This is a genomic window from Mycobacteroides chelonae CCUG 47445, assembly GCF_001632805.1.
GTDB classification, from domain to species: domain Bacteria; phylum Actinomycetota; class Actinomycetes; order Mycobacteriales; family Mycobacteriaceae; genus Mycobacterium; species Mycobacterium chelonae.
In genome coordinates this window covers 1,462,998-1,485,871 of sequence record NZ_CP007220.1, presented here as the reverse complement: position 1 = coordinate 1,485,871, position 22,874 = coordinate 1,462,998, and the positions used below count along the sequence as shown (strand labels likewise).

General features: G+C 63.4%; 21 protein-coding genes and 1 tRNA gene. 9 read left to right on the top strand and 13 right to left on the bottom strand.

Annotated features, from left to right (window positions below; genetic code table 11):
- Genes BB28_RS07325 through BB28_RS07305 form a run of 5 tightly spaced genes read right to left on the bottom strand, consistent with a single transcriptional unit; the run spans position 1 to position 4,995 of the window.
- Entirely contained in the window at positions 1–894 is an 894-nt protein-coding gene (locus tag BB28_RS07325) for a 2-aminoethylphosphonate ABC transporter permease subunit (protein WP_075874213.1), read from the bottom strand.
- The gene (locus tag BB28_RS07320) at positions 891–2,102 is read right to left on the bottom strand and encodes an ABC transporter ATP-binding protein (RefSeq protein ID WP_046253015.1); all 1,212 of its coding nucleotides are present in this window, start codon (positions 2,100–2,102) and stop codon (positions 891–893) included. Before BB28_RS07320 ends, BB28_RS07325 begins: the two co-directional genes overlap by 4 nt.
- A 1-nt stretch (position 2,103) precedes the next feature.
- Entirely contained in the window at positions 2,104–3,141 is a 1,038-nt protein-coding gene (locus BB28_RS07315) for a 2-aminoethylphosphonate ABC transporter substrate-binding protein (RefSeq protein ID WP_419894512.1), read from the bottom strand.
- An 11-nt stretch (positions 3,142–3,152) separates the two neighbouring features.
- Positions 3,153–3,839: a phosphonatase-like hydrolase gene (locus BB28_RS07310; protein ID WP_046253014.1), complete on the bottom strand. Its 687-nt coding sequence runs from the start codon at positions 3,837–3,839 to the stop codon at positions 3,153–3,155.
- Between the two features lie 28 nt (positions 3,840–3,867).
- Entirely contained in the window at positions 3,868–4,995 is a 1,128-nt protein-coding gene (locus BB28_RS07305) for a TIGR03364 family FAD-dependent oxidoreductase (protein ID WP_046255617.1), read from the bottom strand.
- A gap of 97 nt (positions 4,996–5,092) precedes the next feature.
- On the opposite strand from BB28_RS07305, the gene BB28_RS07300 reads away from it, so the two are divergent.
- Genes BB28_RS07300 through BB28_RS07285 form a run of 4 tightly spaced genes read left to right on the top strand, consistent with a single transcriptional unit; the run spans position 5,093 to position 8,344 of the window.
- Positions 5,093–5,617 carry an HD domain-containing protein gene (locus BB28_RS07300; protein WP_165690397.1) on the top strand — a complete coding sequence of 175 codons (525 nt, stop codon included), beginning with the start codon at positions 5,093–5,095 and terminating at the stop codon, positions 5,615–5,617.
- Positions 5,607–6,314 carry a GntR family transcriptional regulator gene (locus BB28_RS07295; protein ID WP_046253013.1) on the top strand — a complete coding sequence of 236 codons (708 nt, stop codon included), beginning with the start codon at positions 5,607–5,609 and terminating at the stop codon, positions 6,312–6,314. The genes BB28_RS07300 and BB28_RS07295 overlap by 11 nt, the downstream gene beginning before the upstream one ends.
- Positions 6,315–6,347: 33 nt before the next feature.
- Positions 6,348–6,920, top strand: a complete 573-nt coding sequence (locus tag BB28_RS07290; protein ID WP_046253012.1) for a TetR/AcrR family transcriptional regulator — start codon at positions 6,348–6,350, stop codon at positions 6,918–6,920.
- A complete protein-coding gene (locus BB28_RS07285) occupies positions 6,917–8,344 on the top strand; it encodes an FAD-dependent monooxygenase (RefSeq protein ID WP_046253011.1) in 1,428 nt (475 codons plus the stop codon). Before BB28_RS07290 ends, BB28_RS07285 begins: the two co-directional genes overlap by 4 nt.
- Here the strand turns inward: BB28_RS07285 and BB28_RS07280 are convergent.
- The gene (locus BB28_RS07280) at positions 8,341–10,575 is read right to left on the bottom strand and encodes a molybdopterin-dependent oxidoreductase (protein WP_046253010.1); all 2,235 of its coding nucleotides are present in this window, start codon (positions 10,573–10,575) and stop codon (positions 8,341–8,343) included. The genes BB28_RS07285 and BB28_RS07280 overlap by 4 nt on opposite strands.
- On the bottom strand, positions 10,572–11,144 hold the full coding sequence (locus tag BB28_RS07275; RefSeq protein ID WP_046253009.1) for a TetR/AcrR family transcriptional regulator: 573 nt from the start codon (positions 11,142–11,144) through the stop codon (positions 10,572–10,574). The genes BB28_RS07280 and BB28_RS07275 overlap by 4 nt, the downstream gene beginning before the upstream one ends.
- A 73-nt stretch (positions 11,145–11,217) precedes the next feature.
- Between BB28_RS07275 and BB28_RS07270 the strand changes: the two genes are divergently transcribed.
- Positions 11,218–12,003 (top strand): crotonase/enoyl-CoA hydratase family protein, encoded by a 786-nt coding sequence (locus tag BB28_RS07270; protein WP_046253008.1) that lies wholly within the window; start codon positions 11,218–11,220, stop codon positions 12,001–12,003.
- 11 nt (positions 12,004–12,014) lie between these two features.
- Here BB28_RS07270 and BB28_RS07265 read toward each other — a convergent pair whose 3' ends face one another.
- The 5 genes from BB28_RS07265 to BB28_RS07245 form a co-directional block, all read right to left on the bottom strand.
- Positions 12,015–15,380 carry an ATP-binding protein gene (locus BB28_RS07265; protein WP_046253007.1) on the bottom strand — a complete coding sequence of 1,122 codons (3,366 nt, stop codon included), beginning with the start codon at positions 15,378–15,380 and terminating at the stop codon, positions 12,015–12,017.
- Entirely contained in the window at positions 15,373–16,098 is a 726-nt protein-coding gene (locus BB28_RS07260; RefSeq protein ID WP_046253006.1) for a DUF4194 domain-containing protein, read from the bottom strand. Before BB28_RS07260 ends, BB28_RS07265 begins: the two co-directional genes overlap by 8 nt.
- Positions 16,095–17,555, bottom strand: a complete 1,461-nt coding sequence (locus BB28_RS07255) for a DUF3375 domain-containing protein (protein WP_046253005.1) — start codon at positions 17,553–17,555, stop codon at positions 16,095–16,097. Before BB28_RS07255 ends, BB28_RS07260 begins: the two co-directional genes overlap by 4 nt.
- Before the next feature lie 135 nt (positions 17,556–17,690).
- Entirely contained in the window at positions 17,691–19,490 is a 1,800-nt protein-coding gene (locus tag BB28_RS07250) for a fatty acyl-AMP ligase (protein WP_046255615.1), read from the bottom strand.
- 51 nt (positions 19,491–19,541) lie between these two features.
- Positions 19,542–19,628, bottom strand: a tRNA-Leu gene (locus BB28_RS07245).
- A gap of 84 nt (positions 19,629–19,712) precedes the next feature.
- Between BB28_RS07245 and BB28_RS07240 the strand changes: the two genes are divergently transcribed.
- The 4 genes from BB28_RS07240 to BB28_RS07225 are packed head-to-tail and all read left to right on the top strand — an operon-like array spanning position 19,713 to position 22,207.
- The gene (locus BB28_RS07240; protein ID WP_046255614.1) at positions 19,713–20,441 is read left to right on the top strand and encodes a hypothetical protein; all 729 of its coding nucleotides are present in this window, start codon (positions 19,713–19,715) and stop codon (positions 20,439–20,441) included.
- Between the two features lie 47 nt (positions 20,442–20,488).
- Positions 20,489–20,857, top strand: a complete 369-nt coding sequence (locus BB28_RS07235; RefSeq protein ID WP_075874214.1) for a hypothetical protein — start codon at positions 20,489–20,491, stop codon at positions 20,855–20,857.
- Positions 20,854–21,213, top strand: a complete 360-nt coding sequence (locus tag BB28_RS07230) for a DUF3817 domain-containing protein (protein WP_046253003.1) — start codon at positions 20,854–20,856, stop codon at positions 21,211–21,213. The genes BB28_RS07235 and BB28_RS07230 overlap by 4 nt, the downstream gene beginning before the upstream one ends.
- A 58-nt stretch (positions 21,214–21,271) precedes the next feature.
- The gene (locus BB28_RS07225) at positions 21,272–22,207 is read left to right on the top strand and encodes an NADP-dependent oxidoreductase (RefSeq protein ID WP_046253002.1); all 936 of its coding nucleotides are present in this window, start codon (positions 21,272–21,274) and stop codon (positions 22,205–22,207) included.
- A 42-nt stretch (positions 22,208–22,249) separates the two neighbouring features.
- On the opposite strand, the gene rdgB is transcribed toward BB28_RS07225, so the two are convergent.
- A complete protein-coding gene (gene rdgB / locus BB28_RS07220; RefSeq protein WP_046253001.1) occupies positions 22,250–22,870 on the bottom strand; it encodes an RdgB/HAM1 family non-canonical purine NTP pyrophosphatase in 621 nt (206 codons plus the stop codon).
- Positions 22,871–22,874: the final 4 nt, after the last annotated feature.

Below are 22,874 nucleotides of genomic sequence, written 5' to 3'. Positions count from 1 at the left end.
TCATGCCCCCTTGGGGTGAAACGTAGTCCGCCTGGACACCATGCGCGAGAAGATGATCCGGTACAGGCCGTACAACGCAAGTGACAGCGCTACCTGAATGGTCGCGATGACTGCCGCGCCCGGCAGATCGAAGGTGACGATGCCCCGGGTGTAGATCAGGACCGGCAGTGTCACGACTTCCTTGGCACCTGTGAATAGGACGATCCCGAACTCATTGAGCGCCAGAAGTAGCACCAAGCTGCCGCCTGCCATCAGGGCCGGCCAGGCTTCCGGCATCAGTACCGTGCGCAGCACCCGCCACGGTGAGGCCCCGAGGCTCGCGGCAACATCCAACTGTTCGCGTGGGACTGTCGCGAAGGCGGCCAGCAAGGGACGCACCACAAACGGCGTGAAGAAGGTGATCTCGGCCAGGATCACTCCGGTAGGACTGGACAGGAAGTCCAGCGGACGCGCTCCTCCGGAGATACCCGCGACGACAGCGTTGACCGCACCCGCGGTGCCGTACAGAAAGGTGAAGGCGAGGGTGATCAGAAAAGACGGGAGCGCCAGGACGGTATCGATCAGTCGTCCGACCAATTCCGACCCCGGAAACGGCACGAAGGACAGCACGATGGCAATAAATGTTCCCAACGCCAGGCAACCGATGGTGGTGAGCACCGCGATCTGCGCCGTGCTCACCAGGGCACGCTGGAATAGCGTTGAGGTCAGCACCGCCAGCCACGTGCTGTTCCCCTTTCCTTCAGCGGAATTCGACAACACACGCAGCAGCGGGTACACGATGATGACGATCATGACGACAAGCGGCGGCAGCGCCCACAGCATGGGCACGGTCCGCCGTGGTTCCCTACCGGGTTTTGCGTCCGTGGGATTGGCGCGTTCCAGAACCGTGGTCATTCCGCCTCCCCCGGAATGGTGACGAGGACTCCGGCCGGCTCCGGGAACTTCACGCCGACAGCAGAATCTGGTGAAAATTCGCCATGCCCGGGGACGTCCACGTCAATGAGCTGGTCGGGAAATCCGTTCACCGCGAGCGACAGCCTGGTCGATGCTCCGCGCCACACCTGGGTGGCCACGCGTGCCCGCAGTGCACCCGGTTCGCTCGCGGCGACCACGGAAAGTGCGTGTGGGCGTATGCACACCATCGCATTGGCTCCGGGCGCCCAAGGGTCACGGCCGACTTCGGGCTTTGGTGCGGTGACGCTCAGTACCTTGTCTCCCACCGAGACCAGTGCCGACTCACCCGACACCCGTCCCACGGTGCAGGGGATCAGGTTCGCCCCACCGAGGAAGTTCGCGGTGAAATCGGAGGGCGGCCGGGTCCACAGGTTCCGTGCGGTATCGACATCGACAAGCTCCGCGTTGCGCATGACGGCAATCCGGTCCGCCAGAGCCAATGCCTCGCTTTGGTCGTGGGTGACGTACAGCATGGCGGTATCCGACAAGGTTTTTTGCAGCTGCTGCAGCTCGGCGACCATCGACTGACGCAACTGTGCATCCAGGGCGGCAAGTGGTTCATCCAGAAGCAGCACCCGGGGCCGGATTGCCAGCGCGCGTGCAATGGCCACGCGCTGCTGCTGACCGCCGGACAACTCGCGTGGATAACGGTCGGCATAGCTGGACATGCTCACCATCGCCAGCGCTTCGTCGACACGCGCCGCGATGTGGCCGGATTTGGTTCTACGTGCCCGCAAACCGAAGGCAACGTTGTCTCGCACGCGCATATGAGGAAACAGTGCATAGGACTGCACAACTACGCCGATTCCTCGTTTCGCGGGCGGTAGGTCCGTCACGTCTTGCCCATCCAATCTGACCGTGCCGAAGGTTGGCCGCACGAAGCCGGCGAGTGCCTTGAGCGCGGTGGACTTTCCCGATCCGCTAGGTCCAAGAAGGGCCACCGTTTCACCGCGAGCGATACGTAGGTTGAAGTTTCGTAACGCTTCGGCCCTCTTCTTGCCGCGGCCGTAGGCGACGGTCACATGGTCGAAGACGATCGCCGGCGCGTCCGCAATAGCGCCAGAACTCGGGGCAGGGTCGACAGGAGTTCCAGCGAGGATGTCGCCGACAAACCTTTTAGGCGAGGAGAATTCGGCACTGCGGTCCATATCAGCTCCCGGTCGCTTTCTGGTAGGCGATGAATGACGCATCAAGGGTGTCGAGCACCTGGTTCCAGTCCGGATGCCAGATGTTGACTCCGTCCAGGACTTCCGCCGGCGTGTTGGGCCCCGTCTCGGGTCGTACGTCGGTACGCACCGGCATCCCCAATGCCTCGCCAGAAACCGTCTGCTGAACACCCACGGATAGCAAGTAGCCGAGCAGCTTCTTCGCGTTCTCCACCCGCGGGGCGCCCTTGGTGATGCCGGCAACATACGGAAGGGAAACCGTTGAGCGGGAACCATCATCGGTCGCGGGGATGAACACCGAGAAGTTCGAGCGATCCTCGCGGATCGATGCGAGGTTCATTTGAACGTCTCCATTGGCCACCCATAGTTCTGCATTGCTGACCTTGGGCTGAAGCTTGCCTGTGGAGCTGGACGGCCCGACGTTGTTGTGCTGCAGCTTTCTGAGATAGTCGATGGCACCCTGCTCTCCCATGAGGTGCTGCAGGAGAACCAACATGGCGGTCCCGTCCCCGGCCTGCCCGGGTGTCGAATACTGAAGTTTGCCCTTGAGCCTCGGACTCAGAAAGTCGCTCCAGCGCGCATCTTTCAGCTCTGCGGCAGGGTTCGCGATGAACGTCAGGTAGTTGTCGACTATCGCGACGTATCTACCATCGGCGTCTCGGTTGTTCTCGGCGACCGTAGAGACGTCAACCCCGGCGCCAACGAGTAGATCACTTCTTGCCGCCTTCTGGATGAAGGGCGGCAACGTGACCAGCAGGTCGGCCTGTGGGTTGGCCTTCTCCTTGGCTACCCGCGAAACCACCTCAGCAGAACCAGCTTCCACGAGATTCACGGAGATTCCCGTACTTTGGGTGAACTTCTCGAATTGAATCTCGTACCACGAGCCCAGCCCGTCCGCGCTGTACACGGTGACGGAGTTCGGACCGGTCCCGCCACCGGTGCCGCCGCAGCCGCTCACCGCCAGAACAACTGTCGCGGTCGATACGAACCTCAGCACCCACATCAGCGGGAGATGTTTCATGTCCTGCTCTTTCAGATTCGACGCAGGACGATGTCGGCGAACTCTCCCACCGAGTGCACAATGTGCGTGGGCTGCGCGGTACTGAGCTGGGCTGCATCATGAGCGCCGGTCAGTGTCCCGGCGACAATCTGCGCGCCGGCGCGATGACCAGCCAACACATCGCTTGAGGTATCACCCAGGACCGCGACCTCCCGAACATCATTGACCTCCAAACGAAGCACCGACGTCAACACCAGGTCCGGGTAGGGCCTGCCCCTCCCCGCCTCCGAAGGAGCCAGTGTCAAGTCTGCGATGTCGGCCCATCCAAGCGCCGCAAGTAGCTTGTCCTTGGTAGAGGCGCTGAAGCCGGTTGTGAGCGCGACTTTGACGCCGGCCTTTCTGAGCTTCGAAATAGCCTCCACCGCACCGTTAATCGGCCTGGCATGACCGTCGCCGATGAGCCCGTCGTACGCGTCCTCGAAGGTCCGGTTCGCATGTTGCGCCCTGCCCTCGTCGCCGAGTAGGTGCCGGAATACGGCGATCTTCGATTGCCCCATGGTGTCGATGACGTACTGACGGGCGCGATCACGTTCAGGCCCCACCTCCTCGATACCACCGGCGGTAGCCGCCGTCTCGAATGCCTTGAGCACCATTCCGCCATCGGCGACCGTGGTGCCGGCCATGTCGAGTACGGCAAGACGAATAGGAATATCGGACATCGTTTTCCCTTTCCTGGGGTCGTCTGTACTAGAGGTTCATCAGGTCAGCTGTGTCCGCACCGATAGCCGGGCCGAGGGTCATTCCGCGCCCGCCGGGGCCGGTCACCACCCATACCCCCGGCGCCGCCTCGCGCCGATAGACGACCTCGTTCGGGTCGGTGCATTGGGAGTAGACCCCCGCCCACCGCCGTACCACCGGAGGGAGCTTGCGCCCCAACAGTTCCTCGGCCCTGTTGATGAGGTGTCGATACGGAGCCTCATCAACGTCGAAGGCGAAAGGTTCGGTGTACTCGTGGGTGTCCCCGATCGTCAGTCCGCCGTGCAGTCTTTGCACGCACAGCAGCTGCATCTTGTACTCGGCGGCCGTCGGTTCCTGGAGCTGCACGGCATTCAGGGCGTCGAGCGCATCACCGGCGAATGCGGGGTAATAACGCAGGCTGTCTCCGTCCGCGATCGCCGTGGTCAGCTCCTCACCGAGTGAGGCGGTCTGCATCATCTGCAACCGAACCCGGCGAACCGGGAAGTCACCCAGTAACTCTCGCACCAGTCCGCCGTGCGCCGCCCCCGCACATATGACAACCGCATCCGCGCGGTACACCTCGCCGTCATCAGCGCGAACCGAGACTCCGTCGGATGTGGTGTCGACCGACCGGGCCTCGGCGCCGGGCAGGAAGGAGTACCGACCCGTCTCCTTGAGGTGCAACCGCATGGCCGGCAGAGCCACGCGCGACTCGACGGCAGCGTCCCGAGCGCAATGCAGCCCGGCGAGGAACTTTCCGCGCAGTGCGGGGTTACGCCGCTGGACAGCATCCGGGTCGAGCAGTGCGAATCCACGCGCACCGGCGTCGGAGCGCGCCATCACCTCTTCGGCGACAGCCATCTCTTCCTGGGTCTGCAGCAAGGTGAGCGATCCGATTGCCCGGAAGCCGGTACCCGGAACCGATTTCGCGATCCCCTGCCAGAGATCCCGAGACCGTTGCGCGACCTCCAGCTCTCGAGGCGACCTGCCGGAAACCCACACCAGGCCGAAATTCCGGACGGTGGCCCCACGTGCTTCCGGTTCACGTTCCAGCTGCACCACGTGGTGTCCACGCTCAATCGCAGCCCACGCATGGGCCGTTCCCAGAATCCCGCCACCAACAACAACCACTCGCATGTCACCAGCGTCTTGCATTGGTCTAGACCAATCAAGAACGTGGGGGCGAACACCGCATGAACAATTGGTATAGACCAATTTGGCGTACGCTCAGTCCGTGGACACCGTCGACGAACTCGAAGCAGTGTTGATGTCGCTGCGCGGGATATGGGACGAGGAGGCCGTCGACGAGCTCGACCATGCCCTGCAAGCCGGATACCTCGCCCATGCCGACCGTGCGGACGATGAGCTGCTGCTCGCATCGGTTCTGCACGACATCGGGCACAGTCCGATCCTCGGCACCGCCGCCGACCACCGACACGATTCTGTCGCGCGCGAATGGCTTACCCCTCGCCTCGGGAAACGGGTTGGATGGCTTGCCGGTTCGCACGTCGCAGCCAAGCGGTACCTCGCACTGACTGATTCCGATTACGCGTCGCATCTGTCCGCCGCATCCGTGGCATCGCTGGCCAGCCAGGGAGGAGCCGGCGACGATACCCGATGGAGTGAGCACCCGTGGTGGCCCGACGCACTCCGGCTGCGCCGGTTCGACGATGGAGCGAAGATTCCCGGGGCCAAAGGGCTTTCCATTCCCCACGTACTCGCACTGGCCCGAAAGGTGGTGACACGGCATGACGTCTGACGTGCGACTTCCCAAGCACTACCGAGTACGCACCGAACTCGACCACATTCTCTCGACACTGAACGAGGGAGATTCGGTTCCGCCCGAGCGCGATCTTGCCGAACGATTCGAGGTGTCACGCGAGACCGTCCGCCAAGCGCTGCACGAGCTGCTCGTGGAAGGGCGCATCGAGCGGCGCGGGCGCGGAACTGTGGTATCTGCGCCGAAGCTGGTGCAGCCGTTATCGTTACGGTCATACACCGAGGGCGCCCAGAGCCAGGGCCGAACCCCCGGGCGATTGCTGGTCACCTGGGAGGACATCACCGGAGACCCGGACCTGTGCCGGGACCTCGGCATCCGAAACTCCTCGACGGTGATGCACCTGGAACGCGTCCTGCTCGCCGATGGCGCCAAGCTCGGACTGGAGAGCACCTATCTACCCAAGTCGCGGTTCAGCTCCCTTCGCAACACATTCGATCCCGGCACCTCGCTATACGAGGCGATACGCGAACTGGGAGTCGGGTTCGGCAGTGCCGTCGAGCGCATCGAAACGGTGCTCGCATCACCACGCGAGGCATCACTTCTGGACACCTCGACAGCTATGCCCATGCTCCTTCTGCACCGACGCACGCTCGACACCGACGGACGACCGATCGAATGCGTGCGCTCACTCTTCCGGGGTGACCGAGTGGCCTTCGAGGCAGTCCTTAAGGAATGATATTAAGTGTACGCCTGACGTACACTTAATATCATGGTGCCACGAGGCGAAGCGCGCACCGCGGCGATACTCGATACCGCCCTGCGGGTGTTTGTAGCAGACGGATACGAACGTTTCACCATTGATTCCGTTGCCGCACAGGCGCATGCCAGCAAGACGACCATTTACCGCAGATGGAACAACAAGGCCGAACTGGTCAAAGCCGCACTCGATGCTCACGACGCGAGCTACAACAACCAGGTTCCCGACACCGGCTCGCTGCGGGGCGACCTCATTGCAACACTGGACATGCTGCGGCGCAAAACCGCGTCGATACCACCGACCCTGTACACAGACCTCATGCGGGCAATGGAGCATGACGCGGAGTTGGCCGACGCCATCAACAGGCACCTCGCCGATCCGGGCCTGTCCCCTTTCGATGCACCCCTGTCCCGAGCGATTTCGCGGGGCGAGGCACGCGCCGATGTCGACCGCGAGCTGATACACGATGTCGCCGAGGCAATGCTCACACATCGGCTGACCATGAAAGCGACAGTGGACGACACCTTCATCGGTCGGCTCGTCGACGATGTGCTGATCGTGCTTGTTCGGGGCGGAGTTTCATGACCGTGGTGATTGCAGGGGCGGGCCCCACAGGCCTGACGTTGGCCTGCGAATTATCGCGACGCGGCATTGGGTGCCGAGTGTTGGAGAAGGCGCCCGGCCTGTTTCCGGGCTCTCGCGGCAAGGGCTTGTCGCCGCGCACCCAAGAGGTGTTCGACGACCTGGGAGTTGCCGACGCGATCCAGTCCGGTGGCATGAAGATGCCATCATTCCGTATCTATGCCGGACGCGAGATAGTTGCCGAGCGCACGCTGATGGAGATGCTGGGTTCGGACATTCCGTCGGGACCGGGGGTTCCCTACCCGGGCTTCTGGATGGTGCCGCAATGGCGCACCGATGAGATCCTGCTCAACCGATTGCGTGAACTCGGTAGCGACGTTGAATTCAACTGCGAAGTAACAGGTTTCGATCAGGATATTGACGGGGTCACGGTGACGGTGCTGCGGGACGGGACTCCCGACCGGATACGATCCTCGTACCTCGTTGGCACCGACGGCGGGCGTAGCACAGTACGTAAGGTTCTTGGCGTCGGTTTCGCCGGAGAAACCTTCGAGAGCGAACGGACACTGATCGGTGATGTCCGCGCCGACGGATTGGACGGCAAGTTCTGTCACGTACTGACGCGGGGCGGTCAGGTATCGGAACGCTTCTCGCTATGGAATCTGCCGAATAGTGACCATTACCAGTTTGTCGCGAGCATGGCCACCGACGACGTTCCCCCGCCGACCCTTGAAGCGGTGCAGGCTCTCCTTGTAGCGCGGTCAGGACGCGAAGACATTGTGCTGCACGACCTCCGGTGGATATCGCTGTATCGGGTAAATACGCGGATGGTAGACAGGTTCCGGGAGGGCCGGGTGTTTCTGGCCGGTGACGCCGCTCACGTGCACTCCTCGGCGGGCGGCCAGGGTCTGAACACCAGCGTGCAGGATGCCTACAACTTGGGCTGGAAGTTGGCGACAGTCATCGCGGGCGGTCCCGAGTATCTGCTGGACACTTACGAAGAGGAGCGGATGCCGGTAGCCGCATCGGTACTGGGGATGAGCACCGATCTGCATCATCGCAACTTCGAACCGTCGAATGACCCTGCACCACAGCTCCATCAGATGGATATCGCGTATCGCCAGAGTTCACTGGCCGTTGACGACCGCCCCGCACCCGGCACGTTACGGGCCGGCGACCGAGCCCCCGATGCGCTACTGCCGGAAGGCCATCGACTCTTCGACGTGCTCCGAGGTACGCACTTCACCCTCCTCATGGTGGAGGGCCGGGCCATCGATATCCCTGACGTTCGTGTCGCGCCCATCACGCCGTCGACCGATTACGACATCACCGCGTCGACCTTCGTCTTGGTGCGCCCAGACGGATACATCGGCGTCATGACCGAATCCGAGGAGACCGTCCGGAGGTATCTCGCTCGCATGCGTTAGAGGGCGGCGGTCACAGTGTCCAAGCGCGCGGGAACATGCTTATGCCACGGGGTACCCGCGTACTCGTCACGCCAGGCAGACGACGTCAGTGCGTTTGGTGCTACACCCGGCACGTGCGTTTCACCGGACTCGTCGGTGTAGTCGAGGCCGAATCCGTTCGGGAGTGAGGCATGGCCGGCCTGCATCATGTCGCTGATCTCGACGGTGGCCTCCGCGCTACCCGCCGCAGTGGAGATGCGCACCCGATCACCGTCGGCTATGCCGAGCTGTTGGGCGTCCTCCAGGCTTATCCGCAGTGCGCCCTGTTGATCACGTTTACGCCAGGACGGATTACGCAGGATGTCGTTGGCCGTGTACGCCCGTCGCTCGCCCGCCGACAGCACAATCGGAAACTCCGGAGTGGTCAGCTGCGCCGGCCTCGAGGCCAACCCTCTGATTTCGTCCAGCATTTCAGGAATCGCGAGGGCAATCTTGTGATCAGCATGCGTGATCAGCGCGAAGTCATCCTCGTACTCGTGAACGGTGAAGGTCACGCCCGATGGGCTGTTCAATATGGCATCGAAGAGCGCGTTGCCGTCCGAGTGGCCCGCCCGTGCCACCGCCTGCGGATAAGTCATCATCGCCTTCTGCGCCAGACCCCACAGCGCGGCGGCACCCTCCAGCCCCTTGGGCAGGGTCGGGCCGAGGGTTTCGTAGAGGACGTACGGAGCCAGCGGGCCGAGTACCGGATTGGCGAGCACCGCGAAGAACGCCTGCAGGTAGGCATCCCGACCTTGCGCGGCAGCATCACGCAGCGGCTGCAAGTCCGCGTCGTCGACCACTCCCAATGCCCGGACCAATCGCGCCCAGATCTCCGGCTCGGGCAGGGTTCCGGACTCGGGCTCCAGCAGCGGGTGCCGCAGCTGAAAAGTGTTGTGCGGGAACTCCAGGTTGAAAAATGTTGCTTCCACCTTCTCGAACTGGGTGGCGGCAGGCAGCACATAGTGAGCAAGGCGGGCCGTTTCGGTCATCGCCACGTCGACGACGACGAGCAGCTCCAATGCCTGGAAGGCCTCCTTGCATCGCGCCGAATCCGCAAGGGAATGCGCGGGATTGCTGCTCTCGACAACCATCGCACGGAACCGGTCGGGGTGATCGGTGAGGATCTCGTCGGGGATGACGTTGGACGGCACCAGGCCCCCGATGATGCGGGCTCCGGTCACCGGGGTGTTGCCGAAGAAGCCACCCATGAGCGGCGCCATCCACGAATGCAGATGTTGTCCACCGCGTTTGGCGAAGCTTCCGGTGAGAATCCATAGCATCTTGTTTAGATAGGAACTCAGCGTGCTATTGGGCGCCTGCTGAATCCCAAGGTCTTCGAAGACCGCCACACTCTCGGCAGCGGCTATACGGCGCGCCGCCGCGCGAATGAGATCTGCCGCCACGCCACAGCGCTGCGCATAGTCATCGATCGGTACCGCACGCAAGGCATCCCGAACCTCCTCGGTGCCGTTGACGTGTGCCGCGAGAAAGGCTTCGTCACAGAGATTTTCCTGCACTAGTACCGCGGCCAGTGCCGCAAGGCACCAGGCGTCGGCGCCAGGGCGCACTCGCAGGTGGAAGTCGGCCATCTTGGCGGTGTCGGTGATGACCGGATCGATGACGATCATCGACCGTTGCGGATCCTTGGCAATCTCGTTGAGCACCACCCGCGCCCGCGGGAAGCTCTGCGACATCCAGGGGTTCTTACCAACGAAGACCGACACCTCGGCGTGCTCGAACTCACCGCGGGTATGCCCGCCGTACAAGTTCTTGTCGACCCAGGCCTCGCCCGTCTTCTCCTGTGCCAGCGCGTTGGAGCGGTACTTGGATCCGATGGCCTTCAGGAAGGCACCGCTATAGGCCCCACCCAGGTGATTGCCCTGACCGCCCCCACCGTAATAAAAGATCTTGTCTCCGCCATAGCTGTCACGGATGTGCTTGAAGCCCTCGGCGATCTCGACAATGGCCGTATCCCAATCGATTTCCTCATAGGTACCGTCGGGTCGGCGGCGCATCGGCGAGGTCAGTCGATCGGCATTGTTCTGGTAGTGATCCAGGCGCAATGCCTTGTTGCAGGTGTATCCCTTGCTTGCGGGATGGTCCTTGTCGCCGCGAATCTTGGCGAGTGTGCGCCCCTCGGTCTGGACCACGATGCCGCAGTTGCACTCACACAGGATGCAGGCGGTGGGTAACCAATTGGTGGTGTTCATGACAAAGCCTCCTCGATCAGCGTGCGTAATTGCTTATGCACCACATCGATTGGTGTGATGTCGCGAGTGGACCGTGCGACGATGATTGCCCCCTCCAGGGAGGTTGTCATCAGCATGGCCAGTTCGTCGGCTCGTTCGCGGGACACACCGGCGGTGGCCAGCTTTTCGGCGATGAGGCCGATCCAACGCTGGAAGACCGCTGCCGAGTGTTCGATGAGCTTCTGGTTACTGGCTGGGCTCTCCGGATCTCCGGCCTCTACCGCGACTGCCACGACGGGACACCCCGCCCGGAAATCGCTACGTACCAATTGTTTCCGATAGGACGCGACAAGCCTGTCCAGGGCCTCCACTCCGGAGGGTGTGGCGTCGATCATCCGGGCGATGTACTCCCCCGCCAGATCCACTGCTTCACCAAGCAATTGAGTGCGACCGCCGGGAAAGTAGTGATACGCCGAGCCGCGCGGCGCACCGCTGTGTTCGAGCACATCGGAGATGGCCGTCGCGTGCGCCCCGCGCTCACGAATCAGCAGGGCGGCCGAGGCGACCATTCGTTCACGCGGGGTGCTCAATCGTCGTCCTTCCCGGGGCGCACGGGTCTATGTATGCTGCTCTACATAATCCGCTACCGACACGGAGAAGTCAATGTCTGAATACGAAACCCTGAGCATCCGTCGCGACGGATATGTCCTGGTCATCGGCCTGAACCGGCCGGCCAAGCGCAACGCGTTCGATAAGACGATGCTCCAGGAGTTGTCTCTGGCGTTCGGCGAATTCGAGGCGGATGCGGAGCTACGGGCCGCCGTCCTGTACGGCGAGGGCACGATGTTCACCGCCGGTCTGGACCTGGCGAGTGTGGCCGCCGAGATTCAAAGCGGTGCCTCCCTGACACCCGAGGGCGGGATCAATCCATGGCAGGTCGATGGGACGCAACTGTCCAAGCCACTGGTTGTCGCGGTGCATGGCAAGGTCCTCACACTGGGCATCGAGCTCGCACTCGCCGGAGATATCGTGATCGCGGATGAGACTGCGACCTTCGCGCAGCTCGAAATCAATCGGGGGATTTATCCATTCGGCGGTGCCACTATTCGTTTCCCGCGAGCCGCTGGCTGGGGTAACGCAATGCGATGGATGTTGACGGCCGACACCTTCGACGCCGCCGAGGCTCACCGGATCGGAATCGTGCAGGAGGTCGTTGCCGCCGGCGAGCACGTCGATAAGGCGATCGCCATCGCGCAGACAATCTCGCGACAGGCACCGCTGGGTGTGCAGGCAACCCTGCGCAACGCCCGCTCGGCGATACGCGAGGGCGAAACGGCTGCCGAGACGCAGCTGGTGCCCACCATCAGGGAACTCTTCACCACCGAGGACGCGGCGCTGGGCGTACAGGCCTTCCTGACCCGAACCACCGCCGAGTTCGTGGGCCGCTGACGATCCACCGATCAGCGGGCGTTGACTGCCTTTCGCACGTCACCGAGCTCCCCGATAGGCACCGTGCGCGTCGAGGCGACTGGCCGAACGCCCGGGCCGTCGGGTTTGGACACCATGACCACGCTGTCGATGTAGGGCTGGATGGTGGTCGTGTTCTGCACGGTCGCAACGATCACCAACTGGAACCCGAACTTACGAAACGCCGACAGCGCCTGCTGCGCGAACTGCGGATCGGACTTCGAGAATGCCTCGTCGAGCATCAGCTGCGCAAAGACCGGCCGGTTGTCCCCGGATTCGGGGTTGGCCAGGTTGAAGCTCAGCGCACCGGCGAGGCAGAACGCCATCAGCTTCTCTTGCTCCCCACCGGAATTCGCACCCGCATTGCTATAGGTGCGAATCGCCTCGCCGGTGGCGGCGTCGCGCTCCTCGCAGTACAACACGAAACGGTTGCGCACATCCAACGCATCGCGTGTCCATTGCCTGGCCTCGGGAGTCTCCGCGGCCAGTAGGTTCCGCAGTTGCAGGATGTCCTGGTACTGGTCGTGGATGGCCTTCTCGTCTCCCATGGAAACCGCAACGGCCCGCCCCGAAATCCGCCGGGCCCGCTCGTTGAGCTCGCCCACCGCCTCAAGCGCCTTGGGCTCGGCACGCAAGGTCAACCGGGTTCCCCTGTTGAACTCCACCGAGCCCAAACCGCTATTGACCCGGTCGATCTGGTCGGTGATGCGGTGCGCCTCCTCCTCGGCGAGCTGATGCAACCGCAGGACTGCGGTGGGTGCCTGCTCGGTGATGAGTCGCAGCATTTGTTCGTAGGCGGCGGGTAGATCACGCTCGTCGATTCGGCGGCACAAGGCGACGTAATCGTGGATCTTCTCGTCGAAGTTCTCACTGTCGTTGGGAATCGAATCCGGGAAGTCCCGGTCGTAGGCATTGAGGATCCGGTTCAGCTCGTTGCGTGAACGGGTGACGCTTTCCCGCAGCACCGACTGGTCCTTCTCGATCTGACGCCACAGCTCCAGCCGGTAGGTGTCCGGCTCCAGCACATCCAGGCTTGACGACAGCTGCGGAACATACGCTTCGATACCGGATCGGGTGTGCCCGCCCACCTCGCGCGGGTTCAAGTTGTCCAACAGGTCCAGCAGTCTCGTGCGGCGCGAATCATGTTCGGATTCTTGCCTTCTCAGTGCACCGATACGCTCGGAGAGTTTCTTGATCTCATCGAGATAGGAATCGGCCTGCTGCTGCAGTCCGGTGAGGTCGGGGTTTGCCTCCAGCATCGCGTCGTACTGGTCCTGAAGCCGTGCCACGGCGGCCTCGGCCGAATCGGTGTCGATCTGGCTCCAGTACTCGTACTGGCTGTGCAGCTTGGACCACCGCACCACCTCCGAACGCAGCTCCTCACGCTTGGTGTCCATCTCGCCGATGAACTTCTCGGCGTCACCAACGGCCTGCTGCGCCTCGACCACATCATCGGAGAGCGCGGCGCGCTTGTCGCCTGCGTTGCCCTGGTAGATGTACTGGGAGGCACGCAGCTCGCGCCGGTCATCCTTGACCGCGCGCCGGTCGCCGTCCTTGCGCAGGCCCTGATCGGTGACCGCCCGGCGATGCTTGCTGAACTCGTCGGGTGTATCAACCAACACGTAGTCGCCCACACCCGCCACCAGATTCATGGCAGCACTGGCGCATTCGTGATTGGGGTTGGTCAGGCGCAGACAGTCGGCGAGGGTGCCCGGCTCGGCGCGCCGCGGCGCGCCGGACGGGATCACCCGCTCCATCTGGAGGTAGCCGCGCATGGGGTTCTCGTTGACGTATCGCAGTACCTGCCGGTGGTGCTGGTCGGGCACCAGCAGGCACAGACCGGTAGACCGCAGCACCTTCTCCACCGACCTGCGCCACCGTTCCTGGCCCGGCCGCAGATCCATCAATTCGCAGACGTAGGGCAGCTCCTTGGCGGTAAGACCCAGCGCCGCCGCGATTTCCCCACGCATGCGGTCCTCGTCAGGAGGCACCGAGGTTCCGACATGTTCAACGCGCTTGAGCTCGGAGGAAGCAGCCCGCAGCTGATCGCGCGCCGTCGACAACGCGCCGGCCGCCATCACATAGGCGTCATGGCCCGCTTCGAGTTCCGCATTGATCCGGGTGACTGCGCGCAGGCTCTCGACCCGCATGGCTTCGAATTCCTCAGCGGACTCGACATCCTCGTCGTGGCCGAGGTCCCACAGGGCACTGTCGTAGGCGGTACGGCGGCGCGACACCTCCTCGGCCCGGGCCCGGGCATGAGCGAGCTCACTCTTGAGCGGTGCGAGATTACTGTCGGCGGCGGCGATCCGGCCGAGCAGCTTGTCCCGTTCGCCAGTGAGAATGTCCTGGCGCGACTGGATTTCGTCGCATTCACCGCCGAGCCGGGTGATTTCGGTGTCCAACAGATCGATCTCCGGGCCGGCCAGCGCCAGCCGCTGCTGGTCAACGTAGTCGCGGACGGTGTGGTGATCCACCACGTCGACGGTGGCCAGCTGTGCCGCATCGCTGGCGTATGTCTGCTGAATCTGTTCGATATCGCCCAGTGTCTGGCGCTGACGCTGCGCGACCGCCAGCGCGGCACGCGCGTCCACCAGAGGGGTGATCTGCCCCAGCGCCTCGGAAATCGCGGCCATGGACTCGGGCTCGTCGAGCATGTACTCACGCACGAACTGTTCCAGGCCACCAACGCTTTTGAGCGACTTGGCCTTACCCAAAAGCTGCTGAGCAGCCGAGGAACCTTGGATACCAACGGCGGCGTAGAGCTGTTCCAAATACCAGCGTTCGCTCTTGTGCCCACGCCAGCCCGCGCCGTCGAAGACCGCAGCCGAATATCCCTTACTCGCCCAGGCATTGCACAGGTCACGGATGTCGGCGTCGGCGTCAATCAGGTAGTAGCGGCTCGAGGAGTCCGAATCTGACCCCGGTGCAAGCCATTTGAGCACGAGGCCGGTGATCACACGACCATCGGTGCCTGAATAGGTGACCGCGATCGCCGACCATGCCGCACCCTTGCCGCGCAGGAACATCTGCGTTGGCCGCTCCCCTGGGTTCTTTAGCTCACCCCACAGACCGCGCACGTACTTGTCGACGGTGCGCTTGCCCATGCTCGAGCCGGCGGCGGTGGTATCGCTCGACGCGTTGAAGTTACGGCGGTTCGACGACAGAAATGCCAGCGAAATCGCGTCCAGTAGAGAAGATTTACCGCTACCAGAAGAGCCGGTGATCAGAGTGCCGCGGCGGCTGAACTCGATGGTGTGGTACCCGTCGAAGACACCCCAGTTGATGACCTGCAGTCGGGACAACCAGAACTGCTGGGTGGCCGAATCGCCTGGCCTGCCGGTCAGGCCGTCATTCATCGTCATCGGTATCGCCATCTTCTTCATCGTCGGTGGAGTCTTCCGGGGCCGCACCGCCACGCTGCAGCTGCTCGTATTGGCGTTGCAGTGCCTCGATCATCTGCGCGGACATCAGCGCGTTGATGACGGGACTGATGGTGTAGCTGTGCTCGTCGTCGCGAGTGCGTTGCAGGATCTCGGCCTTCGACAGGCGTTTGATGGCTTCGTCGACGCGGTCGCGCAGCATCGCTTCATCGCGGTCGATGTCGTGGCTGACATTGGCGAAGAGCTCATGGATATCGTCGCGGCTGACCAGCACCTGCTCGTCGTGCGCGGTCCTTGCGATCTTGGCCAGGTGCAGCGCAACGATCGAGGCATACGTGCCCAAGGGTTCGCGGCGCAACACCCGGGCGCCATACGCGCTGGGGTTCTCCAAGGGAGCCGGTTCGGCGTAGGCGACCTCGAGATCGTCGAAAACCCGTAGCCGTAGATCCAATTCGGACAGACGTGAGGCCAGCACCTTGCGGTGCTCCATCATCGATGCCCACAGCTCCGGCTGGCCGTCCTTGCTCAGATAGCGCCGGGCCACCAGGTTCTGCAACGCCCAGCACGCCTTGTCGGTCAGGTCGCTGGTGTCGCCGTCGAACCGTGGTCCCTTGACGGTTCTGGGTGCCGATGCATCCGGCTCGACACCGGGCAGATCGTCAAAGTTGATGTTTCCCAAAGGCGTTGTCGTCACAGTGCCGCCCCCTCCTCATCGAGGGTTGCCAACACCGGTTCACGGAACATCAACTGAGGTACCTCCATCACCCGGTCCTGTCCATCCAGGGACCGGAACTTCACCTTCACCGACTCGCGATCAAGGGTGTTGTCCTGCTTGAGGGCCAGCGACCACAGCACGATCACGTCACCCAGATACGGCGCGTCGACATGAGAAATCATGTCGGGCAGGGAAACTGGCCCCTTGGCAATGGCACTGTTCACCGTCTCGGCCAGTGCGGCCATGTCCACCTGGGTCGCCAATGCCGAGAATCCACTCAAGTCCAAGGGGCCCGATGGCGCTTCCTGGGCCAGCACCGGCGGCGCGGTGTCCTTGATAGTGAAGGACAGGGCACCGATGGAAGCCGCCGCGGAGCGGCCGATCGGTAGTTCGGCGTCAATCGGGGAATCTGCCGTGGACACCTTGAGCAGCGCGTGCCCAGCGGCCAGAGCGTCGTTGAGCTGACGCGCACGGCCACGTGCCTGCTCTGTGGTGCCGGCGGCGAAGAATCGCCGGATACGTTGCGCACAGCGCTGCTCGATGCGGGAAACTTCCGCGATCTGCTGGGAAACCAGCTTGAAGAAGTTCTTCATGACATCACGCAAACCCGGGTCTAGCTCAGGTAATCCCTCAGCGACACAGGCGATATCACTGCGCAGGGCGGCGCGTTGGTCGGGGTCCTGGATGGTGCGGGTGAAGGCGGCGTACGAGGCTCGTTCACGGGAGTCGAACAGGGCGTCGTAGTCGGCGAACATACGTCGTGCACGGTCACGGAACCCGGAATCGGAGTCCTCCGCAGCGTCGATGAGTCCCGCGGTGATCTCGTTCTGCATGCTGCCGTAGCGCACGATGTCGGTGATCACCTGCTCCATCTGATAGGCGATGGCGCGGGTTTCATCCTCGAGATCAACGATGTCCGGCTCAGGACGGTATCCATCGTCGATCGCGTGCAAGTAGGTCTGCAACTCGGCGATCTGAGCCTCGATATCGGCACGCAGCCGCGATGGGTCGCCATCCAGTTGAGTCGCGACCCGCTTGAGGCCCGCGGCGATGCCTGCGATGGACCCGCCGGTGGCGACGCTGTCAGCGCGACGCAGGCGCCGGACGAAGGCCAGCGCACTGCGCGCGTCCTCGGTCAACGAGCAGACGTTCTCGGCGTCGGGACCGGCGCCATCCGACGCGCGGTGCAACCAGCCGTCACTTGCCCAGCTCTTGATGAGGGCAAGTCCGGACTGCTCCCCCAGGCCGACCGCCTGAAGATCCCGGTCCAGTTTGGCCACCAGCTGGGGTTCGGAAACCTTCGCGCTGCGGTCCAGGTGGCGCTCCATGAGCGTGATGTACGGCGCGAGATTCTTAGCGGCCAATAGCCTGACCGCGCGGGATTTCTGCACGTCGTCGTTGTGCGCGAACAGCTCTTCGATTGTCAGGTCAGTCATCGCACACCTCCATCACATTGCTAGCGCGTGTCCCCCGGCCCCGTAGCTGTCGTAGCCACCGGCCCGGAAAACCTACCGGGCCGACGAGGGCGTGGCGAATGGGCTCGCTGACGTGGGACAAATGAGGCAAATGAGTTAGCTGAGATCTCCGTGAACGCCCAGGGAGCCGTCCAGGTACTGGCGGCGGCAGGCCCGTCGCGCCAGTTTTCCGCTGGTGGTGCGCGGGATGGCTCCCGCCGGGAGCAGGCGCACGTCGCAGAGCTCCAGGCCGTATTGGCTGCGGACCGCCTGGCGGACCGCGTCGGCCGCTTCCTGCGGGTCAGCCTTGGCCGTCCGCGAGGCACGCTCGGCGACAACCACCAGACCATCGTCGATGGTGAAGGCGGTGACGTATCCGCGCCGCACGGTGGGCGACGCGTCCGCGACGGCCGTCTCGACGTCCTGCGGGTAATACGACCCGCCGTCGATAGTGATGTGGTCGACCATGCGTCCGGTGACGTACAACTCACCGTCGAGATAGAAACCCATGTCACCGGTGCGCAACCAGTCGCCGTCCACATTGGACTTGTCAGCATGGCTTTTCGCGAGCGTCTCACCGAGCCGGGCGTGGAATGTCCTCGCACTTTCGTCCGGACGGCCCCAATAGCCGCGGCCAACATTGTTGCCCTGCAACCAGATTTCGCCGACATGACCGTCTGGAAGCTCGTTGCCTGTCCCTGGATCGACGATCACACCCGACAGGCTGCGGGCGAGTTGGCCACAGGACACATGGACGGTGATGTTGGGCGCATCGGGAGCGGTCGATACCGCGCGGCCCTCGGCGAGCTGCGCACGATCGAGGTACACGACGGAGGGTTCGGCATCCGGTGCGATGTTGGAAATAAACAGGACGGCCTCGGCAATGCCGTAGGAGGGCTTGAACGCGGTCGACGGTAATCCGAAGGGCGCAAAGGCCTTTTCAAAGGTGCGGATGGCATCGATGCTGACCGGCTCGGAACCGATGATCATCACTACGTTGCCCAGGTCGATGTCCGCACCGTCCTTCGGCACACCGCGCTGTGCGGTGTACTCGTACGCGAAATTGGGGGCGGCGGTGATGACGCGGCCTTCCTTGCAGCCGTCGGAGAGCGCCTTGATCCAGCGTTGTGGCCGACGGATGAAGGCCGTCGGCGACATGAGGGTGGAGTGACCACCATAGACCGTCGGAAAGCCGATCATGGACAAACCCATATCGTGGTAGAGCGGTAACCAGCTGCAGCCGTGCGTGTTTCGATCCAGCAGATCGATCGACAGGATCATCTGCGTCAGATTGACACCGACGGCGCGGTGCGTGATTTCCACGCCGACCGGAGGTCGGGTCGCACCCGAGGTGTACTGCAGATGCGAGATGTCGTCATCCACTAGATGCACGTACTCGAAGGTCTCGCCCGCTTCATCGGGGATCTCGTCGATGACGAGGATGCGAGTGTCCTGTTCTTTGAGGAAGTCTTCGACAACCGTGCGTGCGCTGGAGGTCGTCAGGACCACCGTGGGCCTGCAGTCCGTGAGGGCGGTATCCAGACGCTCGGCGTGGCCGGGCAACTCGGGAGCGAAGAGCGGCACCGCGATGGCGCCGGCCTTTATCGCCGAGAAGAATCCGACGACATAGTCCAGACCCTGCGGAGCCAGAATGGCGACCCGATCACCCCGTTCGATGTGACGTTGCAACGTCGCGGCTACCGCGTTCAGACGCACCCCGAGCTGCGACCACGTGAGCTCGATACGGGTGCCGTCCTCGGAGTTGGTGAAGTCCAGATAGCGATAGGCGACGGTGTCCCCGACGTTCCTGATGTTGCGCTCGATGAGGGATATCAGCGTGGTGCCGGGCGGCAGTTCGACGTTTCCGTCGGCATTCAGGCAATCGCCGATATCAAGCAAACCGTCAGCGCGAACCACGATTTCAAGTCTACGGGCGCGCGGAGAGCGCACCGGGTCCCACTGAATCTCTGGTGCGGGCGGAGGGACTCGAACCCACACGCTCTTTCGAGCACTGGCACCTAAAGCCAGCATGTCTGCCAATTTCATCACGCCCGCGTGGCAGAGCAATCCTACAGGTCAGATTGGCTCCTAACTCTGTCGGTGGTGGCCGATAAGTTCAACCGCAATCGGGGAGGCAACATGACGCGATCACATCAGCAATACCAGTCGGTACAGCACCTGATCGAGGCAGGACTCAACGACTGCGCGATATCGCGGCAGACAGGAATTCCGCGCCGCACGGTGTGCCAGTGGCGTCGCGGCCCGCGACAGGTACGACGCTCCGACGAATGCACCAGGCACGACTACAGCACACTCCCTGCGCGCCCCTACGCCTACCTCCTGGGCATGTATCTCGGCGACGGCTACATCTCACGTTCACCGCGAACATGGCGCCTCAGAGTCACATGCGACACCAAATACCCCGAGATAATCGCCGAGTGCCGGAGTGCAATAGATGCACTTATACCCGGCCAGCACGCGGCGATCGTCGACCGCGTTGGCAGTTGCGCCGATGTTTCGCTGTACTCCAAACACTGGCCCTGTCTCTTTCCTCAGCATGGCCCCGGCCGCAAGCACAGTCGCAAGATCGCCCTCGAGCCCTGGCAGCAGGACCTCGTCGATCACGCCACCGAGGATTTCGCCCGGGGTCTGATTCACAGCGATGGCTGCCGGGTGGTCGCCAACGATCGCGGAGTCGCCAGCATCCGCTATCACTTCACCAACCGCTCGGAAGACATCCTCGGCCTTTTCACCGCAGCCCTCGACAGCCTCGACATCCCCTGGACTCGATCGACCGCTTACGTCGTCTCCGTCTACCGCAAAGCTGCCACCGCGCGTCTCGACGAGTTCATCGGACCAAAGCGCTGACCAGGGGCGTTGGCACCCGCCCCCACCTCACGCGGTACCGTCAGGAGGTGTCCACTACACGGCGTCGGAGACCGGCACTCATCGTGCTGGTCGGCGTCAGTGCGCTCGCGTTCCTGGGCCTGGCCTACTGGCAGTTCCAGCGATTCGAGTCGGTGACCGGCGATGGCCAGAACCTCGGCTACGCCCTGCAGTGGCCGCTTTTCGCGGCGTTCGTGATTTGGGCTTATCGCCGCTTCGTGCAGTACGAGGACGAGGGCCCGCCCCCGCCGCCCAGCGACCGGGTGACCGAAATACCGGAGGGCCTGCTTCCCGAGCGCCCTGCCGCCGCGAAGCCGAATCCCGCCGACCGCACACTGACCGACTACAACGCCTACCTCGCCGCCCTGGCCGAAGAAGATAGGAAGCCTGCCCCGTGACCGAGCCCGAAGCCACACCCCAGACGCCCGCCGTGACCACGCCGGTCGAGAAAATCCGTGGCGCCCTGTGGCGCTACCGGATCCTGGCCTGGACCACCGGTGTGTGGCTGATTGCCCTCTGCTGGGAAATGTGGCTCAAATACATTGAGCACGTAACGCATCCGCCGAGCTGGATCGGCATCGTGCACGGGTGGATCTACTTCGTGTACCTGATCTTCACCACCGATCTGGCCATCAAGGTGCGCTGGCCGTGGCCACGCACCGCCGGCACGCTGCTCGCGGGCACGATCCCGCTGCTCGGTTTCATCGTCGAGCATTACCGCACCAAGCAGGTCAAGGAGCAGTTCGGCATCTAGCCGAAAGAAATCTCCAATGTCAGGAATACTGACATGACGATGCGACTTTGATAGCGGTATGACCACCACACATGCAGTTGTCGCCACTGCCTATGGCGCATCCGACGTACTCGAGTTCCGCGAGGTGCCGATCGATGGCCCCGCCGACGGCCAAGTACTCATCGACGTCAAAGCCGCCGGCGTTAATCCCATCGACTGGAAGCTGTATTCGGGAGCCTTCGGCACCGACCCGGCCGCAATCCCCATGCGCCTCGGCCTCGAGATCTCGGGAACTGTCGCCGCCGTCGGACCGGGTGTCGACGGGTTCCAACCCGGTGATGACGTCATCGCCGCCGGGCAGATCGGTGGCTACGCCAACCAGATCGTCACCACCGCAGACCAGGTGTTCAAGAAGCCCGCGAGTCTGTCCTTCAACGAGGCCGCCGGATTCCTGCTCACCGGGCAGACCGCGGTCCACCTATTGGAAGCCACCAATGTCACCGAAGGGGACACCGTTCTGATTCACGGTGCCGCGGGCGGCGTGGGACTGTTGGCCACCCAGCTCGCCAAGGCCCGCGGTGCAACCGTGATCGCCACCGCCAGCGCTGCCCGCCACGAACAGCTTCGTGGCTACGGAGCGATCCCGGTCGAGTACGGCCCTGGACTGCAAGACCGTGTCAGCGCAATCGGCTCCGTCGATGCGGCTCTCGATCTGGTCGGCACCGATGAGGCCGCCGACGTCTCATTGGCACTCGTTGCCGATAAGAACCGTATCGCCACGATCGCCGGATTCGGCCGTGCCGCAACCGATGGCTTCAAAGCGCTGGGCGGCGCACCCGGTGCCGATGCGGGCACCGAGATCCGTCTGGTGGCCCGCCCCGAGCTGATTCGTCTTGCGGGCAACGGCGAACTCAAGGTCACCATCGATCGCACCTATCCGTTGACCGAAGCGCGCCAGGCGCATGAGTACGTCCAGACGGGCCACGCCCGCGGAAAGATCATCCTGCTGCCCTGACCCTTGCGAGCAGTCCCCCATGCGGGGGGCTGCTCCCCGGGGCTACGGCGCGGTCCGGCCGAGGTTCACCAGGTTGCGCAGCATCGGGAGCAGCGCCGCCAGCGCCCGTCCGCGATGCGATACCGCATCCTTCTCTTCGGGCGTCATTTCCGCTGCGGTCCGCAGACCGCCGCGCGGCACGAAGATCGGGTCGTAGCCGAAGCCGTTCTGTCCCGCGGGTTCGCGCGCGACCGAGCCCTTCCAGCGCCCCTCCACGACGACCTCCTCGCCGTCCGGAGTCACCAGCGCACACGCCGATACGAACGCAGCACCGCGGCGCTCATCAGGCACATCGGCGAGCTGCGCGAGCAACAGCGCGGTGTTGGCGGCGTCATCTCCGTGCCGCCCAGCCCAGCGCGCAGACAGCACGCCGGGCATCCAGTTCAGCGCATCGACCGCAAGCCCGGAATCGTCCGCGACGCAGGCCAATCCGGTCTGTTGTGCGCCCTCGCGCGCCTTGATGAGCGCGTTGTCCTCAAAGCTGGCGCCCGTCTCGGGCACTTCCTCATACTCGGGCACGTCGGCGAGCGAAACCAGCTCGACCCCGGTAACCCCTGACGATTCGAGCACCCGATGCAACTCCGCGAGCTTCTTCGGGTTGCGGCTCGCGACAAGTATCTTCATGGCC

What these genes read in the sequence shown, in the direction of transcription:
- BB28_RS07325 (WP_075874213.1), bottom strand. Translation starts at nt 894, where the DNA reads ATGACCACGGTTCTGGAACGCGCCAATCCCACGGACGCAAAACCCGGT.
- BB28_RS07320 (WP_046253015.1), bottom strand. Translation starts at nt 2,102, where the DNA reads ATGGACCGCAGTGCCGAATTCTCCTCGCCTAAAAGGTTTGTCGGCGAC.
- BB28_RS07315 (WP_419894512.1), bottom strand. Translation starts at nt 3,141, where the DNA reads ATGAAACATCTCCCGCTGATGTGGGTGCTGAGGTTCGTATCGACCGCG.
- BB28_RS07310 (WP_046253014.1), bottom strand. Translation starts at nt 3,839, where the DNA reads ATGTCCGATATTCCTATTCGTCTTGCCGTACTCGACATGGCCGGCACC.
- BB28_RS07305 (WP_046255617.1), bottom strand. Translation starts at nt 4,995, where the DNA reads ATGCGAGTGGTTGTTGTTGGTGGCGGGATTCTGGGAACGGCCCATGCG.
- BB28_RS07295 (WP_046253013.1), top strand. Translation starts at nt 5,607, where the DNA reads ATGACGTCTGACGTGCGACTTCCCAAGCACTACCGAGTACGCACCGAA.
- BB28_RS07290 (WP_046253012.1), top strand. Translation starts at nt 6,348, where the DNA reads ATGGTGCCACGAGGCGAAGCGCGCACCGCGGCGATACTCGATACCGCC.
- BB28_RS07285 (WP_046253011.1), top strand. Translation starts at nt 6,917, where the DNA reads ATGACCGTGGTGATTGCAGGGGCGGGCCCCACAGGCCTGACGTTGGCC.
- BB28_RS07280 (WP_046253010.1), bottom strand. Translation starts at nt 10,575, where the DNA reads ATGAACACCACCAATTGGTTACCCACCGCCTGCATCCTGTGTGAGTGC.
- BB28_RS07270 (WP_046253008.1), top strand. Translation starts at nt 11,218, where the DNA reads ATGTCTGAATACGAAACCCTGAGCATCCGTCGCGACGGATATGTCCTG.
- BB28_RS07265 (WP_046253007.1), bottom strand. Translation starts at nt 15,380, where the DNA reads ATGAATGACGGCCTGACCGGCAGGCCAGGCGATTCGGCCACCCAGCAG.
- BB28_RS07255 (WP_046253005.1), bottom strand. Translation starts at nt 17,555, where the DNA reads ATGACTGACCTGACAATCGAAGAGCTGTTCGCGCACAACGACGACGTG.
- BB28_RS07240 (WP_046255614.1), top strand. Translation starts at nt 19,713, where the DNA reads ATGACGCGATCACATCAGCAATACCAGTCGGTACAGCACCTGATCGAG.
- BB28_RS07225 (WP_046253002.1), top strand. Translation starts at nt 21,272, where the DNA reads ATGACCACCACACATGCAGTTGTCGCCACTGCCTATGGCGCATCCGAC.
- rdgB (WP_046253001.1), bottom strand. Translation starts at nt 22,870, where the DNA reads ATGAAGATACTTGTCGCGAGCCGCAACCCGAAGAAGCTCGCGGAGTTG.